Genomic DNA, 6,596 nt, shown 5'->3' with positions numbered 1-6,596 from the left:
GACGTTGTGGCCGCAGACCTATCTGCTGCCGCAGGTCTCGCTGGCGCGAGGGTGGGAGCGCCAGACCGACGAAGCCCGCGACCCGGAGTTCTACGGCCGCCAGCCGCTGACCGCGCTCGAGTACCGGCAGTTCCTCGACCGCTACGCCGTCGGCTTCGTCGCTGAGCCGGTTGGCGTCAAGCTGGACTACGGCTCGACGCGTGAGGCCGCGCTGATCGCGACCGGGCTGCCCTATCTCGCCGAGATGTGGAGCAACAACGACTGGCGGCTCTACGCCGTCGAGCAGCCGACGCCGCTGGCGAGCTCACCGGCGAAAGTGGTCTCGCAGCAGGACACCGGGCTGACCGTCGCCGTGCCGGCTGCGGGTCGGTACCGGCTACGGCTGATCTGGTCGCCGTACTTCGTCGCGGGCGGGGCCGCCATCAGCCGGGGAGGTCACAACCAGGTCGTGCTCGACGCGCCAGGTCCGGGCGTCTATCGGGTGCACGCGGTGTGGCGCTGGCCGTGATGCGGATGCCGGCTCGCTCCCGCTAGGCGGCGACGAGGTCGGGTTCGGTGGTGGCGACGGTGAGGAACTGCGGGCTGCGGGCGTAGGCGTGCCGGCCGGAGAGCAGACGCTCGATCGCGATACCGATTCCCAGGGTGACCACGCCGCCGATGCAGTCCATGACGTAGTGGTTGGCCGTCCCGAGTACGACGAAGACGGTGCACAACGGGTAGATCGCGCCGAGGACGCGGACCCAACGCCGCTTGGCCAGGGTCACGATCGCGATCGCGCACCACAACGCCCAGCCCACGTGGAGTGAGGGCATCGCGGCGAACTGGTTCGACTCCTTCGCGATGCTTCCCGACGCGATCGAGCCCCAGGTGTGGAACTTCACGAGGGTGTCGGTGAATCCGGGAAGCATCCGCGGCGGGGCCAGTGAGATGAACCAGAAGCCGACGAGCGCGGTGAGGTTCGTCGCGATCAGCACGCTGCGGATCGAGCGATAGCGCAGCGGATGTTTCACGTACAGCCAGACCAGCACCGCAATCGTGACGACGAAGTGCAGCGTCGCGTAGTAGTAGTCGCAGACGTAGGCCAGCCAGGCGTGGCCGGCGACGAGCTGGTTGGCCGAGTGCTCGATGCTGATGTGGAAGAACCGCTCGATCGACAGCACGGTGCCCGACCGGTGGAACGCGCCCGTCTCGTGGCTCGGCACCGCGTTGCGCACGAGCGAGTAGAGGTAGTAGACCGCGAGCACGAAGCCGATCTCCTGCCACCATCTCGGTCGCCTGATCGCACGCACTCGCTCGGGCAGCAATGCGAACGGGCGCCGGCGGCTCGGTTCAGCCACGCTTCCCCTCGTCCCCATCGCTCGACCCCCGGCTCAATGATCGATTCTGCCAGACGGGACCGCGGGCGGCCTCAACCGGCGAGGTGGCTGATGCGGTGGCCGCCGCTGATCACGAGCTCGACGATGTCGGGGATCGGCCCGGTCAGCTTCGGAAGGTTCTCGCAGGCGCCGGTGGCGGTGTGCGCGTGCGTCGCGAGCTGGTAGCAGTCGGCGATCAGCCCGGCGTACTGCCCGCGGTAGTGGCCCGAGCCGATCCGGGGAGTGGTGCCGTAGTGGCGGAAGTCCGCGGTCGACCGGCTGAACGCGGTGGACCCGCCGGGCGTGAAACCGGTGAACGGGTGGTCGGTGACGAGGCACCGGTACGCGCTGTGGCCGGCGTAGCTGTCGAAGGTGTCGTTGTCCTGCTGTGCGTAGGCGTTCCCCGCGTCGCCGGCTTCGTACAGCGTCGCTGCGATGTTGCCGCTGCGACCTGAGGTGACCAGATTCACCACCTGGCCGGCCCCGATGCTGCACGGCAGAGGCTGAGCGCCGAGGGTCGCGAGCGCGGTTTGACCCTTCGCCAGGGTGACGCCGAACGAGGTCTGGTCACCGGTGAGGGTCACGCTGCAGGTTGCTGCCCGGCATCGCCGGTAGAGCACGGGTAGCGACGCGGTGCTCGATGCCAGCGTCGCGTTGCCGCTGTAGGACGCGAAGATGCCGCTCACCCGGCGGGCGAGTGAGGACACCGCCACCCGTTGCACCACGGTGCACGTCGCGGCACAGCTGGGAAGCGGGTCGGTGCCGAGCAGGTGGCGGTGGTTGTCGATGAACACCACCGTCCCGCCGGCCGGCGTTCCCAGGCTGCCCGACACCGCGGCGGTGAGCACCAGCCGCCGGCCGTCGGCCGAGACGGCGATGTGCAACGTCGTGGTGCTGCGGAAGGATCCGATCGCACCCGCGGGGACAACGCTCAGCACGGCCGTCGCCATGAGGACGACGGCTGCCGTGGCGGCGCGACGGAGCGGGTTCGTCTTCAGCACCCACTCATTGTGCGGACAGCATCGTGCGTCCTTCGCCTCACCCGGCGAAGTGACTGACGCCGCCGTCGACGGCCTTCACCACGATGTAGCTGGCGTCGAACGCGGTCACCGACCGAGTGGCGGTGTTCTCGCAGGCCCCGCCGTTGACGGTGTGGGTGACCAGGAAGAAGCAGTCCGCGAGCAGCCCGACGTGCTCGCCGGCGTATGCGCCGCTCGCCGCGAACGGTGCGATGCCGTACCTCGCGAAGTCCGACGCCGTGTGGGTGTAGCCGGCGCGTCCGGAGCTGAAGCCGTGGAACGGCAGGTTCGAGGCGGCGCAGCGATACAGGCTGTGACCGCGGGGACCGTCGGCGGTGCTCTTGTCGACCGGGGGGTAGGCCCTGCCCGCCTCCACGACTGAGAGCTGGACCGATTTGAAGGTGCCGGACGTTGCGAGGTTGATCACGTCGCCCGCGCCGATGCTGCACGGCAGCGCGGGCCCGCCGAGCGTGACCAACGCCGAGTCGCCGACCGGCACCGTCGCGACGACCCAGGTGTCGGCGTCGGTGATCTCACCGCTGGTGCAGGCGTTGCCGGTCGTGCAGTGGTCGTAGAGCACGGGCACCGAGTCCGAGCTCGAACCCAGCCGGCCGTTCCCGGAGTAGTTGGCGACGACGAAGTCCGTCATTGCGGCGAACGCCGACACCGGGATCGTGTCCTGCGCCGTGCACGTCCGCCCGGTGCACGTGGTCACCTTGACCGACCCGAGCACGTCGCTGCGCTCGTCGGTGAACGTGAGGGTTCCGATGGGCGTCCCGTCGCTGGCAGCGGCATCCGACGGCAGGGTGACGGTGGCAGACAGCGTGACGCCGGCCCCGTCCGGCGTCATCGCCGCCGTCGCCGTGGTGGTGGTCGGCCGCAGTCCGCCGGTTGCGTTGGCGGGCAGGGCCGCATGGACCAGCGCGGCCGTGCCGACGCCGATGGCAGCGAGCGCGGCGAGCACCGCGATTCCTTCGCGATGGATCGCGGTCAGCACGCTGCGAGTGTCGTCCCTCGGCGGGCGTTAGTCACGTGCCGTCGCCGGTGTGCCTGCGGCGTCGTGCGCGTCAGCCGCCGATCGTCCAGGTGTCGCCGGAGCTGAGCAGCGCGGCGAGGTCACCGTCGCCCTTGGCCGCGCGAGCCTCCTCGACCTGCGCCCGCGCGGTGTCGTCGTACGCCGGACGTGACACCGAACGGAAGATCCCCAGCGGCGTCACGCCGTTGTCGACGTTGCCGAGTCGCGACAGCGCGAACGCGAGCTCGGGCTCGTCGGCCTGCGGGTCGTGGATCAACAGCGAGTCCTCGTTGCTCGCATCGACGTCGACGACCTCGAGCCGCCCGCGCGAGGACACCCGGACTCCCTTGTTGCGGTCGGCGCCGAAACGTACCTGCTCGCCGGCCTCCAGCCAGACGCCGCGCTCCTTGCTGCTGTCGACGTCCTTGAGGACGTCCCACGCGCCGTCGTTGTAGATGTCGCAGTTCTGCAGGATCTCAACGAACGCGGCTCCGCGGTGCTCGGCGGCGGCCTGCAGTGTCGCGGTGAGGTGCTTGCGGTCCGAGTCGACGGTGCGCGCGACGAAGGTCGCCTCGGCTCCGAGGGCGACCGACACCGGGTTGAGCGGCCGGTCGACGGACCCCATCGGCGAGGACTTGGTGTTCTTGCCGACCTCCGAGGTGGGGGAGTACTGGCCCTTGGTCAGACCGTAGATCCGGTTGTTGAACAGCAGGATCTTGAGGTTCACGTTGCGGCGCAGCGCATGCAACAGGTGATTGCCGCCGATCGAGAGCAGGTCACCGTCGCCGCCGATCACCCAGACGGACAGGTCCGGCCGTGAGGTGGCGAGGCCGGTCGCGATCGCCGGAGCCCGGCCGTGGATCGAGTGGATGCCGTAGGTGTCCATGTAGTACGGCAGCCGGGCGGCGCAGCCGATGCCGGAGATGAACACGGTGTTCTCGCGCTTGATGCCCATCGTCGGCATGAAGCCCTGAATCGCCGCGAGGATCGCGTAGTCGCCGCAGCCCGGGCACCAGCGCACCTCCTGGTCGGAGGTGAAGTCCTTGCGCGACTGCTCCGTCTCGGCGGCCGGGACCAGCTCGAGCCCGCTGCGAGGCGCGGGAATCGGGAGGGGGGTGACGCTCATTTCGCCGCCATTCCGGTGATTGCCTCCAGGAGATCCTCGGAGCCGAACGGCAGCCCGCGGACCTGGTTGTAGGACACGACGTCGACGAGGAACTTGGCTCGCAGGATCATGGCGAGCTGGCCGAGGTTCATCTCCGGCACGAGCACCTTGTCGTAGCTGCGCAGGACGTCCCCGACGTTCTTCGGCAACGGGTTGAGGTGGCGCAGGTGGGCGCGGGCGACCTTCATGCCGTTGCCGCGGGCCGCTCGCACGGCGGCCGCGATCGGACCGTACGTCGAGCCCCACCCGAGGACGAGGATCTCGCCGTCGCCGGTCGGGTCGTCGACCTCGAGATCCGGGATGGACGCGGCGATGCCGTCCACCTTCGCCTGTCGCAGCCGGACCATCTTGTCGTGGTTGGCCGGGTCGTAGGAGATGGCGCCGGTGCCGTCTGCCTTCTCGATGCCACCGATGCGGTGCTCGAGACCCGGCGTACCGGGAATCGCCCACGGCCTGGCGAGCGTCTCGGGGTCGCGGGCGTAGGGCAGGAACGTCTCACCCTCGGCCAGCGGCTTCGCGAACTGCGCCGGGAACTCGGGCAGCTTCGAGACGTCCGGGATCAGCCACGGCTCGCTGCCGTTGGCGAGGTAGGCGTCCGACAGCAGGTACACCGGGGTCCGGTACGTCGTCGCGATCCGGACGGCCTCGATCGCCGCGTCGAAGCAGTCCGCGGGGGACTGCGCTGCGATGACGGGGACGGGCGCCTCGCCATGTCGGCCGAACATCGCGAGCAGCAGGTCGGCCTGCTCGGTCTTCGTCGGCATCCCGGTCGACGGGCCCGCGCGCTGAACGTCGACGACGATCAGCGGCAGCTCGAGCATGATGCCGAGGCCGACCGTCTCGGCCTTGAGGTCGACGCCCGGCCCGGAGGTCGTCGTCACGCCCAGCGAGCCGCCGAACGACGCACCGAGTGCCGCGCCGACGCCTGCGATCTCGTCCTCGGCCTGGAAGGTGAGCACGCCGAAGTGCTTGTACTTGGCCAGCTCGTGCAGGATGTCCGAGGCCGGGGTGATCGGGTAGGTCCCCAGGAACAGCTGCAGGTGAGCGGCCCGCGCGCCGGCGATCAAGCCGTACGCCAGCGCGGTGTTGCCGTGAACCGTGCGGTACTTGCCGGGCTTCATCGGAGCCGGCCCGACCTCGTAGCGGACGACGAACCCTTCGGTGGTCTCGCCGTAGTTCCAGCCCGCCTTGAAGGCGGCGATGTTGGCGCCGGCGAGCTCCGGCTTCTTGGCGAAGCGCTGCTCGATGTAGTGAATGGTGCTCTCGGTCGGACGGCTGTAGAGCCAGGAGAGCAGGCCGAGCGCGAACATGTTCTTCGCCCGCTCGCCGTCCTTGCGGCCGACGTCGTGGCCCTCGACGGACTTGACGGCCAGTGAGGTCAGGTCGAGCGCGTGGACGTCGTAGCCCTGCAGCGAGTTGTCGTCGAGCGGGCTCTCGTCGTACCCGACCTTCTTGAGGTTGCGCGAGGTGAACTCGTCGGAGTTCACGATGATCGTCCCGCCACGGCGCAGGTGGCCGAGGTTCGCCTTGAGCGCCGCGGGGTTCATCGCCACCAGCACGTCGGCGTGGTCGCCGGGGGTGAGCACCGAGTGGTCGCCGAAGTGGAGCTGGAACGCGCTCACGCCCGGCAGCGTGCCGGCTGGCGCCCGGATCTCGGCGGGGAAGTCGGGCAACGTCGACAGGTCGTTGCCGAACTCGGCGGTCTCGGAGGTGAACCGGTCGCCGGCCAGCTGCATGCCGTCCCCGGAGTCGCCCGCGAAGCGGATCACTACGTGATCGAGACGCTCGACGGGGGTTTCTGCAATCTCGGTCATCGCGGCGTCATTGCCGATCTGTCCTCTATCTCGCTCTGCCCCTGTCGCGCTGGTGGCACAGACGTGGTGGCCATGCGGTCGATGTTTGGCGGGTGCTCAGTCGAGGGTATCCCCACGGGTTGGTTACCGCCGGGTAGGTCGGGTCATCAACGCGGCGGCCGAGAAAGCGGCCTTCATGACCCCGTCGAAGAGCCGAGCCGGGAGCAGCCAACGGGTGAACAGGATCGA

At 69.3% G+C, this 6,596-nt stretch carries 6 protein-coding genes; 1 reads left to right on the top strand and 5 read right to left on the bottom strand.

Going from position 1 to position 6,596, the window contains the following annotated elements; all coding sequences use genetic code 11:
- The coding region (locus tag VG899_01340; protein ID HWA64998.1) for a hypothetical protein at window positions 1–508 on the top strand (508 nt) is incomplete at its 5' end.
- 22 nt (window positions 509–530) lie between these two features.
- On the opposite strand, the gene VG899_01335 is transcribed toward VG899_01340, so the two are convergent.
- The 5 genes from VG899_01335 to VG899_01315 form a co-directional block, all read right to left on the bottom strand.
- A complete protein-coding gene (locus VG899_01335; protein HWA64997.1) occupies window positions 531–1,337 on the bottom strand; it encodes a phosphatase PAP2 family protein in 807 nt (268 codons plus the stop codon).
- A 71-nt stretch (window positions 1,338–1,408) separates the two neighbouring features.
- Window positions 1,409–2,356, bottom strand: coding sequence for a hypothetical protein (locus tag VG899_01330; GenBank protein ID HWA64996.1), 948 nt, complete (start codon window positions 2,354–2,356; stop codon window positions 1,409–1,411).
- A 37-nt stretch (window positions 2,357–2,393) separates the two neighbouring features.
- A complete protein-coding gene (locus tag VG899_01325; protein HWA64995.1) occupies window positions 2,394–3,371 on the bottom strand; it encodes a hypothetical protein in 978 nt (325 codons plus the stop codon).
- A 70-nt stretch (window positions 3,372–3,441) separates the two neighbouring features.
- On the bottom strand, window positions 3,442–4,515 hold the full coding sequence (locus VG899_01320; protein HWA64994.1) for a 2-oxoacid:ferredoxin oxidoreductase subunit beta: 1,074 nt from the start codon (window positions 4,513–4,515) through the stop codon (window positions 3,442–3,444).
- Window positions 4,512–6,368, bottom strand: coding sequence for a 2-oxoacid:acceptor oxidoreductase subunit alpha (locus VG899_01315; GenBank protein ID HWA64993.1), 1,857 nt, complete (start codon window positions 6,366–6,368; stop codon window positions 4,512–4,514). The genes VG899_01320 and VG899_01315 overlap by 4 nt, the downstream gene beginning before the upstream one ends.
- Window positions 6,369–6,596 lie beyond the last annotated feature (228 nt).

This window comes from Mycobacteriales bacterium (assembly GCA_035550055.1).
Classification (GTDB): Bacteria; Actinomycetota; Actinomycetes; order JAFAQI01; family JAFAQI01; genus DASZTV01.
Note: the sequence above shows the minus strand (reverse complement) of the source record. Positions and strands in the feature narration are given on the sequence as shown.